This is a genomic window from Mycobacterium sp. E802 (assembly GCF_001666875.1).
In the GTDB taxonomy this organism is placed as follows: domain Bacteria; phylum Actinomycetota; class Actinomycetes; order Mycobacteriales; family Mycobacteriaceae; genus Mycobacterium.
Genome location: NZ_LZJD01000074.1, coordinates 1 through 19,561, shown reverse-complemented (window position 1 = coordinate 19,561; position 19,561 = coordinate 1). Strand labels below are relative to the sequence as shown.

Below are 19,561 nucleotides of genomic sequence, written 5' to 3'. Positions count from 1 at the left end.
GTAGGGGCGGCACGCGACGATTCCGGGGCTCGGCGGCCGGTGCAGTGGCCGGTTGTGGATGAACCTCGCGCTGGGGATAACCAGACGGCCGGTGGGCTCACCGGCGGTGAACACTTCGGAGATAGTGTCTAGAGTCCAGCGCAGGACTGAGCAAGGGAGGCGACATGACCGCAGCGGACCGTCCGATCCGGGTCATCCAGTGGACCACCGGCAACATCGGCCGACGCTCGCTGCACGCCATCATCGGCCGCACGGACATGGAGCTGGTCGGGGTATATGCCCACGGTGCCGACAAGGTCGGTGTGGACGCCGCAGAGCTGGCCGGCCGCACCGAACCCACCGGTGTCCGCGCGACGAACTCGATCGACGAACTCCTCGCACTCAAACCCGATGCCTGCTGCTACAACCCGTTGTGGCCCAACATCGACGAGCTCGTCGCGTTGCTCGAGGCCGGCGTCAACGTCTGTTCGAGCGCTGCCTGGATCACCGGCGGCAAGCAGACCCCGCAAGACCTCGACCGCATCCGGAAGGCTTGTGAGACAGGCAAGTCCACGATCTTCGGCAGCGGCGCGCACCCAGGTGTCACCAACATGGTCGGCATGGTGCTGTCGGGGTCGTGTGAGCGGGTCGACGAAATCCGCATCACCGAGTCCGTGGACTGCTCCACCTACGAGTCGGCGGACACGATGACCGCGATGGGCTTCTCCCAGGACCCCGACACCCCGGGCCTGGCCGAGAGTGTGCGCCGCGAAAGCGAGGTGTTCGCCGAATCCGCGGCGATGATGGCCGACGCCATCGGCGCCACGCTGGACCGGATCACCTTCGACGTCACCTTCACCGCCGCCACCGCCGACAGCGATCTGGGGTTCATGAAGATCCCGGCCGGCACGGTCGGCAGCGTGTACGGCTACCACCGCGGCTGGGTGGGCGAGAAGAACGTGGTGAGCGTCGGCTTCAACTGGATCATGGGCAGTCATGTGACACCGCCCAAGCCGGTGGCCGACGGTCATGTGATCCAGGTGTTCGGGCTGCCCAACATGCGCACGGTGCTGCATTGCCTGCCGCCCAAGGACTGGGCCGAGCCCAGCTTCTCCGGCCTGGGCTCGATCTACACCGCGATGCCGGTCACCAACGCGGTACCTGCCGTGGTGGCGGCCGAGCCGGGCATCCTCACCCTCAAGGATCTGCGGCCGATCACCGGGCGGTTCGCGGGATAGCTGCTCGCCCAGCGTCGCGGCGGTGGAGTGTCAACCTAAGACGCGTCGTCGACGCTGAGGCACGCACCCACCGCGCCGCCACCGACGTGCACCGCGAGCACCGCGCCCATCTCGGTCACCGACAACGACCTCAGCTGCGGCAGCCGCTCGGTCAGCGCCGCGGCGATCTGTCCGGCGGCATCCGGATTGGCGACGTGGTGTACGACGACCTCGACGGGCCGGTCACCGGATGCCTCGACGATCTGATCGACCAGTGCGGCATGGGCTTTCGATATCGTCCGGATCCGTTGCGCGGGCACCAGCCGGCCGTCCACGTCCAGGCGCAGCAGGGGTTTGAGTGACAGCGCCGTGCCCAACCACGATGCGGCCGTACCGATCCGGCCGCCGCGACGCAGATTGTCCAGCCGGTGTACCACGATGAATGCCTGCCCGCGAGGGATCGCGGCGCGAGCCGCGGCCTCGACGGCGTCGAGTGCGTCTCCGCGAGCGGCCGATTCTGCGGCCGCCAGCGCGACGAAACCGATTCCCATGGCCGCCGCCCGCGAGTTCACCACCCGCACACTCGGTCCGATCTCCCGGGCCGCTGCCGCCGCCGAGCTGTACGTGCTCGACAGGGCCGCCGAGATGTGCACGGCCACCACGCCGTCGCCGTCACTGTCGGCCAGTGCCTGTCGATAGGTTTCGGCGAGATCGGCCGGCGAAGCACCGGCGGTGGTGGCCCGGGCCCGGTCGTGGATGTCCGACGGTATCGGATCAACGCCGTCGCGCAGGTCGTTGCCGTCATCGAGGATGTGCAACGGCACCTGCCGGATGCCCCACTTCTGACACAACTCGGGTCGCAACCGCGACGTCGAGTCGGTCACTATCCTGACCGCCATCGTCAGGCAGTGGAATTCTGTTGCGGCACACCGGCTGTGGCCAGTCCCTTGAGCATCAGCTCGGCGACTGCCCGATGGGCTTCGAAGTTCCAGTGGATACCGTCGGGATTGCCACGACCACTGAGCACCTCGTCGGCAACCGCGGCCTTCAGATCCACCAGGGGCACATCGTGCTCGTCGGCCCAGGCCGTGATCGCCTTGACCGTGGGCTCGCGGCCGTGGTGGGCCTTGCCGTACGTGTCGGCGATGTGCACCGACGGCAACGAGGCCACCACCGGAATGCCGGGACGGTTGAAATCGATGGCGTTACGGGTCATCTCGAGGTACTCGACCGTGAGGTGCGGGGGCAGCGCGGAGCGGGAGATCGGCGACAGCCGCGGCTGCGCCCAGCCGTAACCGTCGCGCACCCACCGGCGCAGCCAGGCCGGACGCACGTACCGGATCAACTCGCGCAATGCCGTCGGCAGCGGCGAGGGCAGCGAGTCCATCCCGCTGGTGGCGAAGATGACCGCACCGGCCCGCGGTAGCGCCGCCCACGACCGCGGATCTTGAGTGGCGGCCCACCAGACGTCACGGCACGTCCAGCCGATGCGACCGATCAGCTCGACGTCCCAACCCAACTGCTCGGCCACGATGTTGGGCCAGATCCGGGGATCGTCGGACGGCAGACCGCCGGTCGGGCCGAAATACGACAGCGAGTCGGCGAACACGAGCAGCACCGGCCGGCGAGCTGCGGTCTGGTCAGAGGACATCGTTGGCCACCTGCGCCGAGGCGTTCCACACGTCCAACCGCCATGTGATGGCGTCCATGTCGGACGCATCGGCAGTCTCCTCTGAATTCCCGGACAGCTGAACCCAACTGGCATTGCCCATGCCACCGAGCACCGGCCAGTTGTCCACCGGCAGGCCCAGCAGTCCCGCGGTCAGCGCCGCGATCAAACCACCGTGTGCCACCAACACCACCGGACGGTCCGAGCCGTCCAGGCCCCACTCCGGTTGTCCGGCAACCAGTTCGGCGACCACCGGGATGCTGCGCTCGGCAACGTCGACCCGGCTTTCACCGCCGTGCGGAGCCCACCGGGCGTCGTCGCGCCAGGCCAGCCGGGCGCCCGGCGCCGTCGCATCCACCTCCTGGTGGGTCAGGCCCTGCCAGTCCCCCAGGTGCGTTTCCCGCAGACGCTTGTCGACCTGGACCGGGATCCCGGCCCGGTCACCGAGCGTCACCGCCGTGTCGAGGGCACGACGCAGATCCGAGGACACAATCAGCAGCGGCTGCCGCTTGGCCAGCACGTCGGCGGCCGCGGCAGCCTGATCCCGCCCGAGCTCGGACAGATCGGTGTCGAGCTGGCCCTGCATCCGGCTGCCGGCGTTGTACTCGGTCTGGCCGTGACGCAGCAGCACCAGCCGCCGGACCCTCACCGCGTCCTCATTCGCCGGGCTCCGCGGGAACGTCGAGGTCCACCGGGACCGTCGGGCAATCCCGCCACAGCCGGTCCAGGGCATAGAAGTCGCGCTCGTCCTGGTGCTGGATGTGCACCACCACGTCGACGTAGTCGAGCAGCGTCCAGCGACCTTCGCGGGTGCCCTCGCGGCGGGCGGGCTTGTAACCGGCCTGCCGCATCTTCTCCTCGACCTCGTCGACGATCGCGTTGACCTGCCGTTCGTTGGAGGCCGAGGCGATCACGAAGCAGTCGGTGATCACCAGTTGACCCGAGACGTCGATCACCACCACGTCATCGGCGAGCTTGGCCGCGGCAGCCTGCGCCGCCACCGTCGCCATCTCGACGGCCTCGGCGGTGGCGCTCATCGGGTCACCGCCGGGCTGCTCGCGGCGTACAGCCCGCGCTTGGCTACGTACTGCACCACTCCGTCCGGCACCAGGTACCAGATCGGGCGCTCCTCGGCGGCCCGTTGGCGGCAGTCGCTGGACGAGATGGCCAGCGCGGGGACCTCGACCAAGGTCAACCTGTCCGGCGGCAACTCGCGCAGTGCTTCCTCGATGTGTTCGCCGTCCAGCTCGTATCCCGGTCGGCTCACGCCGACGAATCTCGCCATGGAAAACATGTCCTCCCAGTTCTGCCAGGACAGGATCGATGCCAGGGCATCGGCTCCGGTGATGAAATACAGGTCGGTGTCGGCGTTGAGTTGACGCAGATCGCGCAGGGTGTCCTTGGTGTAGGTGGCCCCGCCTCGGTCGATGTCGACCCGGCTGACCGAGAACCGCGGATTCGAGGCGGTCGCGATCACCGTCATCAGGTAGCGATCCTCGGCGGCACTGACCTTCCGGTCGTGCTTCTGCCAGGGCTGCCCGGTCGGGACGAACACGACCTCATCGAGCTCGAACAGATCGGCCACCTCACTGGCGGCGACCAAGTGCCCGTTGTGGATGGGATCGAACGTCCCACCCATCACCCCCAACCTGCGCCGTGTTGCCACGAACAGGGAGCTTACGGCAGCGTCGAGGTGAGGTCAGACCGGTAGCAGCCCGTCGATCACCGCGGCGAGTTGTTTGGCCGACCGGCACTCGTGCATCGGGATGACCTCGAGGTACTTGGGCACCGCGGAATCCCCGCTGCCCCACAGGTGCTTGGGTTCGGGGTTGAGCCAGTGGGCGTGCCGACTGGCCGACACCATGTGCGCCAACAGGCCGGATTCCGGATTGCGGTAGTTGTTGCGTCCGTCGCCCAGCACCAGCAGCGAACTGCGTGGCGACAGCACGTTCGGGTACTTGTCGAGGAAGGACGCGAACGCGTGCCCGTAGTCGGAGTGCCCGTCACGGGTGTAGACGCCCGCCTCCCGGGTGATGCGCTGCACCGCGACCGCCAGGTCGGCCTCCGGCCCGAACATGTCGGTGACCTCGTCCGTGGTGTCGATGAAGGCGAAGACCCGCACCCGGGAGAACTGCTGGCGTAGCGCCGAGACCAGCATCAGGGTGAAGTGGCTGAAACCGGCAACTGATCCGGACACGTCGCACAGCACCACGAGTTCGGGACGGGCCGGGTGGGGCTTCTTGAGCACCACGTCGATCGGCACACCGCCGGTGGACATCGATTTGCGCAGGGTCTTGCGCAGGTCGATCTCCCCGGAGCGGGACCGGCGGCGCCGCGCGGCCAGCCGGGTGGCCAGGGTGCGGGCCAGCGGCTGCACCGTCTTACGCATCTGACGTAGCTGCTCGCCCGAGGCCCGCAGGAACTCCACGTTCTCGGCCAGCTGCGGCACCCCGTACATCTGCACGTGCTCGCGACCCAGTTGCTCGGCGGTGCGCCGCTTGGTCTCGGATTCGACCATCTTGCGCAGCTGCGCGATGCGCTGGGCGGCCAGCGCCTTGGCGATCTCCTCCTGCGTGGGCGTGGGCTCGTCGCCATACGGCGCGAGCAGCCCGGCCAGCAGCCGGCCCTCCAGATCGTCCAGACTCATCGCCTTGAGCGCCTGATACGACGAGTACGACGGGCCGCGGCTGGAGTTGTACCGGCCGTAAGCCTCGACGATGCGCGCGATCATGGCCGCCAGCCGGTCGTCGAGGTTGGCCAGGTCCTCGTTGTCGGCCAGCATCTGCACCAGCGCCTCGCGCATGGCCTCGATGTCCTCGGGCGGCAGTTGGGGCTGCTCCTCGCCACCGTCGGCCCCCTCGTCGTCGGAGAGGACCGTGCGTGCTCCCAGCGCGGCCGGGAAATACAGATCGAACATCGCGTCGTAGGTGTCGCGGTGATCGGCGCGTCGCAGCACCGCGCAGGCGATGCCCTCCCGCAACGCGTCCCGGTCCCCCAGGCCCAACACCGTGATCACCCGGCCGGCGTCCACCGTCTCCGACGGACCGACGGAGATCCCTTGTCCGCGAAGGGCTTCGACGAACTCGACAAGATGCCCCGGCAGCCCGTGCGGGGCCAGCGGCTGGGACGGTCGAACCCGGCGGGGCACCATCAGTTCAGCTTCAACTCGCCGGCCGCCTTGACCTGGTCGGACTGGTGTTTGAGCACCACGCCCAGGGTGGCGGCGATCATCGCGTCGTCGATGGTGTCCATTCCCAGGGCCAGCACGGTGCGGCCCCAGTCGATGGTCTCGGCCACCGACGGCAGCTTCTTGAGTTGCATGCCGCGCAGCACCCCGATGATGCGGACGAGTTCGGCCGCGATGTGCTCGGGCAGGTCCGGAACCCGCGACAGCAGGATGCGACGCTCCAGATCGGCATCCGGGAAGTCGATGTGCAGGAACAGGCAACGACGCTTGAGCGCCTCGGAGAGCTCACGGGTGGCGTTGGAGGTGAGCACCACGAACGGGGGCCGCTCGGCGGTGATCGTGCCGAGTTCCGGCACGGTCACCGCGAAGTCCGACAGCACCTCCAACAGCAGGCCCTCGATCTCGATGTCGGCCTTGTCGGTCTCGTCGACCAGCAGCACGGTCGGGTCGGTGCGTTTGATCGCGGTCAGCAGCGGACGGGTCAGCAGGAACTCCTCGCTGAACACGTCCATCTTGGTCTGGTCCCAGTCACCGCCGGCGGCATTCTGCCCGGCCTGGATCCGCAGGATCTGCTTGGCGTGGTTCCACTCGTACAGTGCCCTGGCCTCGTCGACGCCCTCGTAGCACTGCAGGCGCACCAGTTCGGAACCGGTGCTGGCCGCGACTGCGCGGGCCAACTCGGTCTTGCCGACGCCGGCAGGCCCCTCCACGAGCAGCGGTTTGCCCAGCCGATCGGCGAGGAACACCGCTGTCGCGGTGGCGGTGTCGGCGAGATAGCCGGTCTCGGCCAGCCGGCGCCCGACATCGTCCATGTCGGCGAACAACGGCGCGGGGCGCGCGGGCACGCTCATGTGGTCTCCTGGTCTGTATCTGGTCGGCGGCTAAGCCGGGCGGGTCTGACCGTCTCCCCACACGATCCATTTGGTCGAGGTCAGTTCGGGCAGGCCCATCGGTCCGCGGGCATGCAGCTTCTGGGTGGAGATGCCGATCTCGGCGCCGAAGCCGAACTGCTCTCCGTCGGTGAACGCGGTGGACGCGTTGACCATCACCGCGGCCGCGTCCACCTGTTCGGTGAAACGCTGGGCCGCAGCAAGATTCGTCGTCACGATGGCCTCGGTGTGCCCGGTGCCGTACTCGTTGATGTGGGCAATGGCCCCGTCGACTCCGTCCACCAGGGCCACGGCGATGTCCATCGAGAGGAACTCGGCGTGCAGCTCTTCGTCGCTTGGATCGGCATGCACGGTGACCCCGGCTTGGCGCAGCGCAGCGGTCAGCCTGGGCAGCGCGGTGGCCTCCAACGCCCGGTCCACCAACAGTGTCTCGGCGGCATTGCAGACGCTGGGGCGCCGGGTCTTGGAGTTCAGCAGGATCTTTTCGGCCAATTCGATGTCGGCCGAGGAATCAACGTAGACATGGCAATTGCCGACGCCGGTCTCGATCGTGGGCACCTGGGCGTCGCGCACGACAGCCTCGATCAGGCCGGCTCCCCCGCGCGGGATCACCACGTCGACCAGACCCCGGGCCTGGATCAGGTGCGTGACGCTGGCCCGGTCGTGGCTGGGCAACAACTGCACCGCGTCGGTCGGCAGATCTACCGAGCTCAGCGCCGAACGCAGCGCGGTCACCAGGGCCTGATTGGATTGCGCGGCAGACGAACTGCCGCGCAACAGAGCGGCATTGCCGGATTTCAGGGTGAGCCCGAAGGCGTCCACCGTGACGTTGGGCCGGCCTTCGTAGACCATGCCGACCACGCCGAGCGGCACCCGCTGCTGGCGCAATTGCAAGCCGTTGGGCAGGGTGCGGCCGCTGATCACCTGACCGACCGGATCGGGCAGGCCGGCGACCTGACGCAGCCCGGCGGCGATGCCGTCGACCCGTTGCGGATTGAGCGCCAGGCGATCCAACATCGCCTCCGGCGTGCCGGCCTGGCGAGCGGCGTCGAGATCGGCGGCGTTGGCGGCCAGCACCTCGTGGACATGGGCCAGCACGCTGTCGGCGGCGGCGTGCAAAGCACGGTTTTTGGTCTCGGCGCTCAGGGTGCCCAGGGTGCGGGCGGCGACGCGGGCCCGCCGCGCGGCCTCGTGGACCTGCCCGCGGAGGTCCTGCGTTCCGGCGTTGACGGACGGTGTCTGCACGCTCATTGCCCCAGGGTATCGGAGGTGTTCAGGCACTTCGACACGTGTCAGTGCCCCGCGGCGTTAGCGTTGTGGGCATGACGGCTTCGCGGGTGTGCGTGGTTGGGAGCATCAATGCTGACCAGACGTTCGTCGTCAACACTCTGCCGCGACCGGGCCAGACGGTGCTGGCCTCGTCACTGACGTCCGCACCCGGCGGTAAGGGTGGCAACCAGGCCGTGGCCGCTGCACGGGCCGGCGCCGACGTCGCACTCGTGGCTGCCGTCGGTGACGACGCCGCCGGCGAGTCCCTGCGCCGCCACCTGCAGGCCAACGGAGTCGGTTCCGACGCGGTGACATGCGTACCTGGCCCAAGCGGATCGGCGGCCATCCTCGTCGACGCCGTCGGTGAGAACAGCATCGTGGTGGCGCCGGGCGCCAACGCCCACCTCGACGTGGATTCGCCCGCCGCACACAGCGCCATCGTGTGGAGCGAAGTGGTGTTGATCCAACTGGAGATCCCCGTCGCCACCGCGGTCGCAGCGGCCAAACTGGCCAAGGCCGCCGGCGCGGTCGTCATGCTCAACGCCTCGCCCCCGGGCACCGCGGCCCACCATTTACTGGCCCTCTCGGAGTTGGTGGACGTCGTGGTGGTCAACGAGACCGAGGCCGCCGACTGGCACTGGCCGGTACGGCACCTGGTGATCACCCGGGGCAAGCGCGGCGCCAGCTATCTGGGGCCTGACGAACGGTTCGACGTACCCGCACCCGCGGTGCGCGCCCTGGACACGGCCGGCGCCGGTGACGTCTTCGCCGGGGTGCTGGCCGCGGGCTGGAGCACCGGTCACGAACCGGCATTGCGACGCGCGTGTGCCGCCGGCGCGCTGGCCACCCTGGTCCGCGGGGCCGGCAACTGCGCCCCCTGTGCCGCTGACATCGATGCCGTCCTGAAGCACTGAACCGCGTCCACTGAAGCCGATACCGTTGCCGTTATAGTCGCCGGCATGACGCAGGGACTCTCGCCGCGACCGCCCGAAGGCGACTGGCTGGGCACGCCGTACCTCAGGTTCGACCGTCAGGGCCCGTTCGGCGTGGTCACCCTGGACCGGCCCGAGGCCCGCAACGCGATGACCCCGGCGATGTACTTCGGTATCCGGTATGCGGTCACCCATGTCGAGGCCGATCCGGACCTGGCGGGCCTGCTGATCACTGGTACCGGCGACGTGTTCGCCCCGGGCGGCGACCTCGGCGGCGGCAACGGTGTCGACGACTGGATGAGTTTCGGTGCGGCGCTGTCGATGGACGTCACACCGTTCGAAACCCTGCGCCAGTCGGTCAAACCCGTGGTGAGTGCGGTCAACGGACTGTGTCAGGGCGGTGGGCTGCAGATCGCGATCTGCAGCGACATGGCCGTGGTCAGCGACCGCGCCACGTTCCGGGTGCCCGAGCTGTACCGCGGCATCGCCGACACCTACTACAGCCAGATGCTGGCCCGGCTGATCGGCCCGGTGCGCACCCGCGACCTGATGTTCACCGGCCGCACGCTGACCGCGGCCGAGGCGGTCGACTGGGGCATGGTCGCCCGGGTCGTGCCGCACGACGAATTGCTCACTGCCGCAACCGAAGTGCTGGCCCAGTGCTGCCGCACCGCGCCCCGCGCCCGCGGCGTCGTCAAGTCCAGCCTGGACAGCTACATGGGCCTCTACGACCGGATCGGCATGAAGGCCAGCTACAGCGGCGACGAGGCCGTCGAGGGCTTCCGGGCGTTCAAGGAACGCCGCTCACCGGAGTGGGTGCATCCGCAGCTGCGTGCCGAGGGCCGGCTGTAACGCTAGCTCTCCGGAATCTCGCGCTCGATCTCGTCGAGCCAGATCCGTGCCGACATGTCCGACGGTGCGCGCCAATCACCCCGAGGCGACAAGGAACCACCATGGGACACCTTGGGGCCGTTGGGCAGCGCCGAGCGTTTGAACTGAGAGAACGAGTAGAACCGCTGGGCAAACACCTGCAGCCAGTGCCGAATCTCCTTGAGGGAGTATGCCGGTCGCTTGTCCTCGGGGTATCCGGCCGGCCAGTCTCCGTGGTCGCGGTCATGCCAGGCGTGCCAGGCCAAAAACGCCACCTTCGATGGCCGGAACCCGTACCGCAGCACCTGGAACAGTGAGAAGTCTTGCAGCACATACGGGCCGACCTTGTCCTCGCTGCTCTGGATCTCCTCGTCCTCCCCGGTGGGAACCAGTTCGGGGCTGATCTCGGTGTCCAGCACCGACTGCAGCACCGTGTTGACGTCGGAGTCCTCGGCACCGAACTGGCCCGAGGAGATCACCCACCGGATCAGGTGCTGGATAAGAGTTTTCGGCACCCCACCGTTGACGTTGTAGTGCGACATCTGATCGCCGACGCCATACGTCGACCAACCGAGGGCCAGTTCCGAGAGATCGCCGGTGCCGAGCACGATGCCGCCACGCTGGTTGGCCAACCGGAACAGGTAGTCCGTACGCAGGCCGGCCTGCACGTTCTCGAAGGTGACGTCGTAGACCTTCTCACCGCGGCCGAACGGATGCCCCATCTCGGTGAGCATGAGTTGCGCGGTCTGCTTGATGTCGATTTCTTCGAACGTCACCCCCAGGGCCCGGCTCAACTCGATCGCATTGTTCTTGGTGCGGTCACCGGTGGCGAACCCGGGCAGCGTGAACGCCAGAATGTCACTGCGTGGGCGGTTTTCGCGGTCCATCGCCCGCGCCGCGACGATCAGGGCGTGGGTGGAATCCAGACCGCCGGACACCCCGATCACGACCTTGGGGAAGTTCAGCGCCCGCAGCCGTTGCTCCAGACCCGACACCTGGATGTTGTAGGCCTCGTAGCAATCCTGCTGCAGGCGGGCGGCATTCGACGGGACGAACGGGAAACGCTCGACCTCGCGCCGCAATCCGATGTCACCCGTGGGCGGGTCGAGTTGGAACTCGATACGGCGGAACGCAGTCACGTCGTCGCTGTGGTGTCGAGCATTGTCGTCGAACGTGCCCATGCGCACCCGCTCGGAACGCAGCAGCTCCAGATCCACATCGGCCACTGCGCGGCGCTCCCCGCGGGGGAAACGCTCACTGTCGGCGAGCAGCAGCCCGTTCTCCCAGATCATGGTCTGACCGTCCCAGGCCAGATCGGTGGTCGACTCCCCCTCGCCGGCGGCGGCATAGACGTAGGCGGCCAGACACCGCGACGAGGCCGAGCGGGCCAACAGGCAACGGTCCTCGGCGCGGCCGACGGTGATCGGGCTGCCGGACAGATTGGCCAACACCGTCGCACCGGCCAGCGCAGCCTGCGCGCTCGGCGGGATCGGCACGAACATGTCCTCGCACACCTCGACATGCAGCACCAGGCCCGGCACGTCGGCGGCGACGAACAGCAGATCCGGGCCGAACGGCACGTCGGCGCCGGCGACCCGGATGGTGCCGCGCTGATCGTCACCGGGGGCCATCTGCCGACGCTCGTAAAACTCGCGGTAGGTCGGCAGATAGGACTTGGGTGCCACGCCGAGCACCGCACCGCGGTGGATGACCACCGCCGTGTTGTAGATGCGGTGCCGATGCCGCAGCGGCGCACCGACCACGAGCACCGGTGTCAACACCACCGAGGCCGCGACGATCTCGATCAGCGCCTGTTCCACCGACTCCAGCAGCGCATCCTGCATCACGATGTCGTCGATCGAATAGCCCGACAGCGTCAGTTCCGGGAAGACCGCGACGGCCACCCCGTCGTCGTGGCAGTCCTGCGCGAGGCGCAGCACCGATTCGGCGTTGGCCGGCGGATCCGCCAACGCGGTGTGGTGGGTGCAGGCGGCAACTCTGGCGAAACCATGGCGGTAGGCGCTGTAGAAGTCCATCGGCTCCATTGTTGCCCGAAAAGTGTCAAGATCGGGCGACTGGGTATCAATTGAGTCATGAGCGATACCGCCGTCGTGATCGTCGACATGCTCAACCACTACCGGCACGAAGATGCCGAACACCTGGCGCCGAACGTGGCCCCGATCATCGACCCGCTGGTCGAGCTGATCGGTGGCGCACGCGCACGCGACGACGTCGACCTGATCTACGTCAACGACAACTACGGCGATTTCACCGCGCAATTCAGCGACATCATCGCCGCCGCACTGGACGGGGAGCACCCGGAGCTGGTGCGGCCGATCGTGCCCGCAGACGATGCCCTGATGCTGAGCAAGGTGCGCCATAGCGTCTTCTACGCCACGGCGCTGGATTACCTGCTGGGCCGGTTGGACACCAAGCGGGTGGTGCTGGCCGGGCAGGTCACCGAACAGTGCATCCTCTACAGCGCGCTCGACGCCTACGTGCGCCATTACGACGTGGTGATCCCCAGCGACGCTGTCGCCCATATCGACGCCGAGCTGGGTGCTGCGGCGGTCGAGATGATGCGTCGCAACATGAGTGCCGAGATCCTGCCCGCCGCCAAATGCCTCCTCTGACCGGCGGCCTATCCTGGCGAGGGTGGACGCACCCGAACTCGTAGCCCTGCTGCAGGGTCGCCGGGTCGCGGTGCTGACCGGGGCCGGAATGTCGACCGACTCCGGGATCCCCGATTACCGCGGTCCCGATTCGCCACCGAGCAATCCGATGACGATCCGGCAGTTCACGTCCGATCCCGAGTTCCGCCGGCGGTACTGGGCCCGCAACCACCTCGGCTGGCGTCACATGGACCAGACCATGCCCAACGCCGGACACCGCGCCCTGGCTGTGCTGGAAACCGCCGGAGTAGTCACGGGATTGATCACGCAGAATGTCGACCTGCTGCACACCAAGGCCGGGAGCCGCTCGGTGGTGAATCTGCACGGCACCTACGCGCAGGTGATCTGTCTGGACTGCGGCCACACGATGAGCCGGGCCGCGCTGGCCGATGACCTGGAGGCTCTCAATCCCGGATTCGCCGAGCGTGCCGAACAGGTCGGCGGTATCGCCGTCGCACCGGACGCCGACGCCATGGTCGACGACACCGATTCGTTCGTCATTCGAGACTGCCCGGCCTGTGGCGGGATGCTCAAACCGGACATCGTGTACTTCGGCGAAAATGTCCCCAAAGACCGTGTGGAGCAGGCCTATTCACTCATCGATGCGGCACAGGCACTGTTGGTGGCGGGCTCGTCGCTGACGGTCTATTCCGGTTACCGCTTCGTGCGCCACGCGGCGGCCCGCGGCATCCCGGTCGCCATCGTCAACCGCGGGCCGACCCGGGGCGATGATCTGGCCACCGTGAAGGTCGACGCCGGATGCTCGGAGATGCTGACCCTGTTGACCGGTGAACTCACGAGAACGTGCAGGGCATCGATCGGATAGCGTGGACGAAATTGCCTTGCAGGTAGGCAGGTTCGCCGGCGGCGATGTCTGGGATCTGATGCAGCAGCTCGCCGAAGATCGCCCGCAGTTGTGTTCTGGCCACGTGTGCACCGAGGCAGAAGTGCCGGCCGCCACCGCCGAACCCGAGGTGAGGGTTGGGCTTTCGGCCCAGGTCGAGAACCTCCGGCCGATCGAACACCTCGGTGTCCCAGTTGCCTGAGGCGTAGAACATCACGACTTTCTCCCCCGCCGCGATCAGCAGCCCGCCGAGTTCGACATCGACGGCGGCCGTGCGACGAAAGGTCATCACCGGGGTGGCCCACCGGATCAACTCCTCCACCGCACCGCCGATCCGGTCGTCGAAATCGGCCATGAGCCAGGCGCGTTGGTCCGGGTGGTCGGTGAGCGCCTTGAGGGCGTGGCTCGTGGTCTGACGGGTGGTGTCGTTGCCCGCCACTGCCAACAGCACGAAGAACGCGGCGATCTCGGCATCGGTGAGCCGATCTCCGTCCACCTCGGCCTGCACCAGGGCACTGATCAGGTCGGTGCCCGGTGTTTCGCGGCGCTGGGCGGCCAGACTGTTGGCCACCTGGTGCAGGTACATCTGGTTCTCCAGCAGCACCTCCAGCGGATTGCGCCCGGCCAGGTAGACCGGATCGGCCCACGACACCAGAGCGTCGGCGGCATGCGCCACCTGCTGACGTTCGGATTCAGGGATGCCGACCATGTCCGACAGCGTGCGAATCGGCAGTTCCTTGGCACATTGCTCGACGAAGTCGACCCCGCTGCCGGCCGCTTTGAGTTCGGCCACGATCTGGCGTGCGTTGGTGTTGATCGACGTTTCGATACGCGCCACCTGCCGAGGCGTGAACGCGGAATGGACGAGCTTGCGGATCAACGTGTGCCGCGGCGCGTCCATCGCCAAAAACGACTGTGACGCCTCGAGCAGTTCGGCCGGAATGTTCTCGAAGAGCACGCCGTGGCCCGACAGGTACGTGTCGCTGTCCCGGCTGATGGTGACGATGTCGGCGTGCCGGGTCACCGCCCAGAAACCACGATCCTCAGGGTCGTGCATCAGCGCGTCCTCGACCGGCGGGTGCCAACTGACCGGCCGGTTCGCCCGCAATTCGGCGAACGCGGCCTCGCGATCTGCGGCCGTGGTCGCCCAGAACGCACGGGAGGACAGATCGATCGCATCGTAGGGGCGTGTGATCGGCAACACAGTCATGCCGCTGACGATAGGTCTAGACAATGTGTCTAGTCAAGGTGTGGCGAAAGCCGATACGCTGGGACCATGCCATCGGTGACGCGAAAACCGCAGGCCAACCGGGAGGAACGCCGCGAGCGGATCGAACGGCAACTGCTCGACGCCACCGACCGCTTGATGGCCGACGGCTCCAGCTTCACCGAGCTCAGCGTGGACAAGCTGGCCACCGAGGCCGGGATCTCCCGGGCCAGCTTCTACATCTACTTCGAGGACAAAGGTCATCTGCTGCGCCGCCTGGCGAGCCAGGTCTTCGGCGATCTGGCCCAGGCCGCCGAGCGGTGGTGGAGTGTGGCCGAACGTCGCGACCCCGCCGACGTCCATGCCGCCATGTCAGGCATCATCGCCAGCTATCGCCGCCACCAACCGGTGCTGATGGCTCTCAACGAGATGTCGGCCTACGACCCGCTTGTCGGGCAGACCTACCGCGACCTGCTGGCGGGGATCGCCGATCAGCTCGCCCGGGTCATCGCCGACGGCCAAGCCGACGGGTCCATCCGGTTGCAACTGCCCGCCACCACCACCGCGAGCACGCTGACCTGGATGGTGGAACGGACCTGCCACCAGAATCTGCCGTCACATTCGACGTCCTACGATGCCGAGCTGGCCGATACGCTGACCGAAATCATTTGGGGTGCGCTGTATCTGGAGTCCCCGCCCCGGTGATTTGGGTGCGTTTGGTAACGGTCAGCGTTACTCGTTGCACCCAAATCGCTAGAGGGCGACCAGATCGTCGGCGTGCACGGCGGGTCGGCGCAACTCGGCCGGCAGGTCCGCCGTCGAGTGGCCGATGATCGTGGCCAGCTCCGACGCCTCGTAGGCCACCACGCCGCGGGCGACCGTCTGCCCGTCAAGGGACCGCAGATCCACCACGTCACCGCCGTGGAAACGGCCGGTGACCTCGGTGATCCCGGCCGGCAGCAGCGAGCGACGCTGCTTGACCACCGCCCGCACGGCGCCGTCATCCAGGGTCAGGGCCCCGTGCGACTCGGCGGCATGACGGACCCAGAACCGCCGCGCCGACATCCGCTCGGGCCGCGGCGCGAACACCGTGCCGACCGACGCATCGCTCAGGGCTGCACCGGCATCCGCGGCGGCGGCCAACAGCACCGGCACCCCGGCATCGGCGGCCAGCAGCGCCGAGGACAACTTCGAGGCCATGCCGCCGGTACCCAGATGGCTCCCGCCGCCGGCGACGACCCCGTCCAGGTCGCCCTGTGCGGCGACTTCAGGAATGAAGCGCGCGTTGCCTTTTCGGGGATCAGAGTCATAGAGGCCGTCGATATCGGACAGCAGGATCAGCGCATCGGCGCCGACCAGTTGGGCCACCAACGCCGAGAGCCGGTCATTGTCGCCGAACCGGATCTCGTTGGTGGCCACGGTGTCGTTCTCGTTGACGATCGCCACCGCGTGCAGGGCACGCAACCGGTCGAGGGTGCGCTGAGCGTTGTTGTGTTGCACCCGCATCGCAATGTCGTGGGCGGTCAACAGAACCTGACCGACGGTGCGGTTGTAGACGGCGAACGCCGAACTCCACGCGTTGACCAGGGCCACCTGCCCGACACTGGCGGCCGCCTGCTTGGTCGCCAGATCCGTTGGGCGCTTGGAGAGCCCGAGCGGCTCGATGCCCGCAGCGATGGCACCGGAGGACACGATCACCAGATCGGAGCCGGCGCGCATCCGGCCTTCGATGGCCTCGACCAGGACAGCAAGCCGGCCCGCGTCAAAGACGCCGGACGGGGTGGTGAGTGCAGTGGTGCCGATCTTGACGACGACGCTGCGTGCGGTGCGGATCGCCTCGCGGTGAGCGCTCACGCGTCCTCGCTACCGGGCTGGCGGCGCTCCCGTCGGGCCGCTTTGCGTTCGGCAGCACCGATCCGGTCGGTCTGCTCGAGCCTGATGTCGGTGCCTCGGCCGGTCATCGGCATGTCCACACCGGCCGGGGTCTGCGGCTCCCAATCGAAGGTCATGTCCCCGATGGTCACCGCGCATCCGGGTTTGGCACCCAACTTGAACAGCTCGTCCTCGACACCGAGGCGGGCCAACCGGTCGCCGAGATATCCGACGGCCTCGTCGTTGGCGAAATCGGTCTGGGCGATCCAGCGCTCGGGACGGACGCCGCGGACCAAGAAGCCCCCGTACCCGTCTTTTTCCACCGTGAAGCCGCTCTCGTTGACCGCGATCGGCCGGATCACCGGACGCCTCGGCACCACCTCAGGCTGCGCGTCACGGTAGGCCTTGACCATGTCCCACAGCGCAAAGATCAACGGCCGCAATCCATCACGGCTCACGGTTGAAATCTCATAGACCGGCCAGCCGAACCGCTCGACGACCTCTTCCCGGACGAAGTCGGCCAGCTCGCGCGCGTCAGGGACGTCGATCTTGTTGAGCACCACCGCACGAGGCCGCGACGCCAGGTCACCCAGGGTGGAATCGCCCTGCAACGTCGGGGTGTAGGCCGCGAGCTCGGCTTCCAACGCCTCGATGTCGGAGATCGGGTCGCGCCCGGGTTCCATGGTGGCGCAGTCCACGACGTGCACCAGCACGGCGCAGCGCTCAAGATGGCGCAGGAATTCCAGGCCCAGCCCCCGACCCTCGGAGGCGCCGGGAATCAGACCGGGAACGTCGGCGACGGTGAAGGTATGGTCACCGGCCGAGACCACGCCCAGATTGGGCACGAGCGTGGTGAACGGATAGTCGGCGATCTTGGGCTTGGCCGCCGAAATGGTCGACACCAGAGACGATTTGCCCGCCGAGGGAAAACCGATCAGTCCGACATCGGCGACGGTCTTGAGCTCGAGCGTGAGATCACGGGTCTGCCCCTTCTCACCGAGCAATGCGAATCCGGGAGCCTTGCGGGCCCGGGACGCCAGCGCGGCGTTGCCGAGGCCACCGCGACCACCCTGGGCGGCCTCGAAGCGGGTACCGGCACCGACCAGATCGGCCAGCATCCGGCCGTTCTCGTCGAGGACCACGGTGCCGTCGGGCACCCGGACGATCAGATCGTCGCCCGCGGCACCGTCCCGGTTGCTGCCGGCCCCCTGCTTGCCAGAGGGAGCGACGACATGGGGATGGAAATGGAAGTCCAGCAGGGTGTGTACCTGCGGATCGACGACGAGCACGATGCTGCCGCCACGCCCGCCGTTGCCGCCGTCAGGACCCCCGAGAGGTTTGAATTTCTCGCGGTGGACCGAGGCACAGCCGTTGCCGCCGTTGCCTGCGCTCGCATGAATGACGACGCGGTCGACAAACCGGGGCATCGGACATCCTCTCCGTCGAATGTGAAGCTATCGCGAAAGTTCGGTCGAGAACTCGCAGCTGCTTCACATTCGCGGAGAATCCTCTTGACCTCAGGCCTCCGGGCGCGCCACGGGAACGATGTTCACGTGCTTGCGGCCACGCTTGGAGCCGAACTCCACAGCGCCGGGGGCCAGCGCGAACAGGGTGTCGTCGCCGCCACGGCCGACGTTCACGCCGGGGTGGAAGTGGGTGCCACGCTGCCGGACGAGGATCTCGCCGGCCTTGACAACCTGGCCGCCGAAACGCTTGACGCCCAGCCGCTGTGCGGCTGATTCGCGGCCGTTACGAGAGCTGGAAGCGCCCTTCTTGTGTGCCATGTCCGAACGCCTCCTACTTGATTCCGGTGACCTTGAGCACGGTCAGCTGCTGACGGTGCCCTTGCCGCTTGTGGTAGCCGGTCTTGTTCTTGAACTTGTGGATGCGGATCTTGGGACCCTTGGTGTGCTCGAGGACCTCACCGGTCACGGCGACCTTGGCCAGGTCATCGGCCTTGCTGGTGACGTTGGCGCCGTCGACCACCAGGGCCACCGGCAGTGACACCGACGCGCCGGGCTCGGCGTCGAGCTTCTCAACCTTCACCACGTCACCGGCAGCGACCTTGTACTGCTTGCCGCCGGTCTTGACGATTGCGTATGTCGCCATCGTGTCCTCTGCTCTGCTGCTCTCTGCGGGCGCGCGCTACCGGTCGGTGCGTGCGCGGGTCTTGGGTGGCGGGATGCCCCGCCGTCACCGGCCTGCGACTACCGCAGGCACTGGAGACAACTGGTCAAGGGTACTTGACCAGCGGGTAGAGGGTCAAACCGCCCTCTACTCGTGGGAGGGCGGCCCCGCGGGCCGGGCCGCGGCACGTCGACGCGAACGTCCGCGGCTGACCGGCACCTCGGAAATCACCGGCGCCTCGTAGACATCGTCGGTGTCGTCGGTGTCGTCGTCATCCGCCTCGTCGTCTTCATCCGTCTCGTCGTCGGAGTCGATGTCGTCGAGATCATCGTCCTCGTCGTCATCGTCGAGGTCATCGAGGTCGATCTCGTCCTCGTCCGAGTCCTCGTCGGTGTCCTCGTCGGTGTCCTCGTCCGAGTCCTCATCGGTGTCCTCGTCCGAGTCCTCAGTGTCCTCAGTGTCCTCATCGGACTCATCAGCGTCGTCACGGCCGGCCTGCTGGTCGTCCGCTACCGCGCGAGCCTCGCCGTCGGTGTGCTCGGGCTCGTGCTCGTCGAAGTCCTCGTGCTCCGCGTGATCGCCGTCGTCCTCGTGGTCCTGGCCTTCGTGATCGTCGCCTTCGTGATCGTCATCGTGGCGTCCGTTCGCCGCGGCCATCGCCTTGAACATCGGATGTTCACCGGCGGCATGTGCCGGCACCTTGGCGACCTGCACCTCTTCCGGGCGAGCGCTGTCGGTCTGGGAGTTGCCCTTCTTGCCGCGCTTGCTGCGGCGGCCCCCACCGCTGGGCTCGTTCTTGCGCGCAGTGGTGGCCGAGGCGCTCGGC

The 19,561-nt window shown here is 67.6% G+C and carries 20 protein-coding genes and 1 pseudogene; 6 read left to right on the top strand and 15 right to left on the bottom strand.

What is annotated here, in order from left to right:
* Positions 1–164: 164 nt before the first annotated feature.
* Positions 165–1,217, top strand: coding sequence for a dihydrodipicolinate reductase (locus tag A5699_RS10795; protein WP_067769026.1), 1,053 nt, complete (start codon positions 165–167; stop codon positions 1,215–1,217).
* A 35-nt stretch (positions 1,218–1,252) separates the two neighbouring features.
* Here A5699_RS10795 and A5699_RS10790 read toward each other — a convergent pair whose 3' ends face one another.
* From A5699_RS10790 to A5699_RS10755, 8 genes are read right to left on the bottom strand one after another with little or no spacing between them, the layout of a single operon-like run.
* Positions 1,253–2,095, bottom strand: coding sequence for a DegV family protein (locus tag A5699_RS10790; RefSeq protein WP_067769023.1), 843 nt, complete (start codon positions 2,093–2,095; stop codon positions 1,253–1,255).
* 2 nt (positions 2,096–2,097) lie between these two features.
* Entirely contained in the window at positions 2,098–2,847 is a 750-nt protein-coding gene (gene octT, locus A5699_RS10785; protein WP_067769021.1) for a diglucosylglycerate octanoyltransferase, read from the bottom strand.
* Entirely contained in the window at positions 2,837–3,514 is a 678-nt protein-coding gene (gene gpgP / locus A5699_RS10780) for a glucosyl-3-phosphoglycerate phosphatase (protein WP_067769019.1), read from the bottom strand. The genes octT and gpgP overlap by 11 nt, the downstream gene beginning before the upstream one ends.
* 7 nt (positions 3,515–3,521) lie before the next feature.
* Positions 3,522–3,902, bottom strand: coding sequence for a ribosome silencing factor (rsfS, locus tag A5699_RS10775; RefSeq protein WP_067769017.1), 381 nt, complete (start codon positions 3,900–3,902; stop codon positions 3,522–3,524).
* Positions 3,899–4,513, bottom strand: a complete 615-nt coding sequence (gene nadD, locus A5699_RS10770; RefSeq protein ID WP_255376486.1) for a nicotinate-nucleotide adenylyltransferase — start codon at positions 4,511–4,513, stop codon at positions 3,899–3,901. Before nadD ends, rsfS begins: the two co-directional genes overlap by 4 nt.
* Before the next feature lie 51 nt (positions 4,514–4,564).
* The gene (locus A5699_RS10765; RefSeq protein ID WP_067769012.1) at positions 4,565–6,016 is read right to left on the bottom strand and encodes a VWA domain-containing protein; all 1,452 of its coding nucleotides are present in this window, start codon (positions 6,014–6,016) and stop codon (positions 4,565–4,567) included.
* Positions 6,016–6,903 carry a MoxR family ATPase gene (locus A5699_RS10760; RefSeq protein ID WP_067769010.1) on the bottom strand — a complete coding sequence of 296 codons (888 nt, stop codon included), beginning with the start codon at positions 6,901–6,903 and terminating at the stop codon, positions 6,016–6,018. The genes A5699_RS10765 and A5699_RS10760 overlap by 1 nt, the downstream gene beginning before the upstream one ends.
* Positions 6,904–6,933: 30 nt before the next feature.
* Positions 6,934–8,193 carry a glutamate-5-semialdehyde dehydrogenase gene (locus A5699_RS10755; protein WP_067769007.1) on the bottom strand — a complete coding sequence of 420 codons (1,260 nt, stop codon included), beginning with the start codon at positions 8,191–8,193 and terminating at the stop codon, positions 6,934–6,936.
* 71 nt (positions 8,194–8,264) lie between these two features.
* Between A5699_RS10755 and A5699_RS10750 the strand changes: the two genes are divergently transcribed.
* Positions 8,265–9,125, top strand: coding sequence for a ribokinase (locus A5699_RS10750; protein WP_067769084.1), 861 nt, complete (start codon positions 8,265–8,267; stop codon positions 9,123–9,125).
* 45 nt (positions 9,126–9,170) lie between these two features.
* Positions 9,171–9,995: an enoyl-CoA hydratase/isomerase family protein gene (locus A5699_RS10745; protein WP_067769006.1), complete on the top strand. Its 825-nt coding sequence runs from the start codon at positions 9,171–9,173 to the stop codon at positions 9,993–9,995.
* 2 nt (positions 9,996–9,997) lie between these two features.
* Here A5699_RS10745 and A5699_RS10740 read toward each other — a convergent pair whose 3' ends face one another.
* Positions 9,998–12,049, bottom strand: coding sequence for an NAD(+) synthase (locus A5699_RS10740; protein WP_067769082.1), 2,052 nt, complete (start codon positions 12,047–12,049; stop codon positions 9,998–10,000).
* A gap of 57 nt (positions 12,050–12,106) precedes the next feature.
* Here A5699_RS10740 and A5699_RS10735 point away from each other — a divergent pair, with 57 nt between their 5' ends.
* Positions 12,107–12,646, top strand: coding sequence for a cysteine hydrolase family protein (locus tag A5699_RS10735; protein ID WP_067769004.1), 540 nt, complete (start codon positions 12,107–12,109; stop codon positions 12,644–12,646).
* Between the two features lie 22 nt (positions 12,647–12,668).
* Positions 12,669–13,511 (top strand): NAD-dependent protein deacetylase, encoded by an 843-nt coding sequence (locus A5699_RS10730; RefSeq protein ID WP_067769002.1) that lies wholly within the window; start codon positions 12,669–12,671, stop codon positions 13,509–13,511.
* Here A5699_RS10730 and A5699_RS10725 read toward each other — a convergent pair.
* Positions 13,480–14,739, bottom strand: a complete 1,260-nt coding sequence (locus A5699_RS10725) for a cytochrome P450 (protein ID WP_067769000.1) — start codon at positions 14,737–14,739, stop codon at positions 13,480–13,482. The genes A5699_RS10730 and A5699_RS10725 overlap by 32 nt on opposite strands.
* A 66-nt stretch (positions 14,740–14,805) precedes the next feature.
* On the opposite strand from A5699_RS10725, the gene A5699_RS10720 reads away from it, so the two are divergent.
* The gene (locus A5699_RS10720) at positions 14,806–15,441 is read left to right on the top strand and encodes a TetR/AcrR family transcriptional regulator (protein WP_067768998.1); all 636 of its coding nucleotides are present in this window, start codon (positions 14,806–14,808) and stop codon (positions 15,439–15,441) included.
* A gap of 48 nt (positions 15,442–15,489) precedes the next feature.
* Here A5699_RS10720 and proB read toward each other — a convergent pair whose 3' ends face one another.
* The 5 genes and pseudogenes from proB to A5699_RS29550 all read right to left on the bottom strand — a co-directional run.
* Positions 15,490–16,590, bottom strand: coding sequence for a glutamate 5-kinase (gene proB, locus A5699_RS10715; RefSeq protein ID WP_067768996.1), 1,101 nt, complete (start codon positions 16,588–16,590; stop codon positions 15,490–15,492).
* Positions 16,587–18,035 carry a GTPase ObgE gene (obgE, locus tag A5699_RS10710; protein ID WP_067768994.1) on the bottom strand — a complete coding sequence of 483 codons (1,449 nt, stop codon included), beginning with the start codon at positions 18,033–18,035 and terminating at the stop codon, positions 16,587–16,589. Before obgE ends, proB begins: the two co-directional genes overlap by 4 nt.
* 90 nt (positions 18,036–18,125) lie before the next feature.
* Positions 18,126–18,392, bottom strand: coding sequence for a 50S ribosomal protein L27 (gene rpmA, locus A5699_RS10705; protein WP_066898306.1), 267 nt, complete (start codon positions 18,390–18,392; stop codon positions 18,126–18,128).
* Positions 18,393–18,405: 13 nt separating this feature from the next.
* Positions 18,406–18,717, bottom strand: coding sequence for a 50S ribosomal protein L21 (gene rplU / locus A5699_RS10700; protein ID WP_003879728.1), 312 nt, complete (start codon positions 18,715–18,717; stop codon positions 18,406–18,408).
* Positions 18,718–18,882: 165 nt separating this feature from the next.
* Positions 18,883–19,561 (bottom strand): annotated as a pseudogene (locus tag A5699_RS29550) (ribonuclease E/G); the annotation flags it as partial.